Below are 943 nucleotides of genomic sequence, written 5' to 3' on the forward strand. Positions count from 1 at the left end.
AGATCGCCGGTTCGGTGTTCGCCGGCGCCCCGGCGGGCCGCTCCTCCACCCGCGCGGACGCGGCCGCGGGCGCGTGTTCGGTCAAGCGTTCTTCCATGACTGTTCGGTCCTCCGCTGGTGGATCGGGGTGTTCAGGGTCGGATGGCGGGCGGCGGGTCGAGCTCGCCGACGGTGACCGGCTCCAGGCCCCGGTCGAGCAGGCCCTCGATGACGGCCGGGAGGGCCTGGACGGTCTGGCCGCGGTCCCCGGCGCCCTCGTGCATCAGCACCACCGAGCCGGGGCCGGCGCACTCCAGGACGGTCGCGGCGATGCGCCCGGGCCCGGGTCTGGACCAGTCCCGGGAGTCGACGTCCCACAACGTGAGGGCGGTGGGGTGCTCGTCGAGGACGGCCAGGCCCTCGGGGCTGAGCGCTCCGTAGGGCGGGCGGAAGCGGGTCGGGGCCGTTCCGGTGATCCGGGCCACCGCCTCCGTGGTGCGGTCGAGCTGCTCGCGCAGCTGGTCCGGCGTCAGGTCCGGCAGGTAGGGGTGGGACCAGGAGTGGTTGCCGACCTCGTGGCCGGCGTCGGCGATCCGGCGCAGCTCGTCGGGCAGGGCCGTCACGTGGTGGCCGACGCAGAAGAACGTCGCCCGCACCCCGTAGCGGTCCAGGATCTCCAGCACGCTGCGGGTGTGCACCGGGTCGGGGCCGTCGTCGAAGGTGAGCGCGACCCGGGGGACGTCCCGGCGGCCGTGCTCGAAGCAGCGCCCGGCGGCCGTCATCGCGGTGCGGATCGGCTCGGTGCGCCGCACGACCTCGTGGTACTCCTCGGCGCGGCCGGTCAGGCTGCCGCCCTCGGCGGTCACCCGCGCCAGCGTGGCGGGCGCGCTCCAGGCCTGCTCCGCCAGCCGCGCGGCCGGGACGGAGCCGAAGTGCGGCCGCTGCGGCAGCACCCACGGATCCG

General features: G+C 76.0%; 1 protein-coding gene. It reads right to left on the bottom strand.

Going from position 1 to position 943, the window contains the following annotated elements; all coding sequences use genetic code 11:
- Positions 1 to 131: 131 nt before the first annotated feature.
- On the bottom strand, positions 132 to 943 hold an 812-nt coding region (locus PUR71_RS05155; RefSeq protein ID WP_329925124.1), incomplete at its 5' end, for a polysaccharide deacetylase family protein.

Origin of the sequence: Streptomyces sp. SP17BM10, from assembly GCF_036322405.1 — a bacterium.
In the GTDB taxonomy this organism is placed as follows: domain Bacteria; phylum Actinomycetota; class Actinomycetes; order Streptomycetales; family Streptomycetaceae; genus Kitasatospora.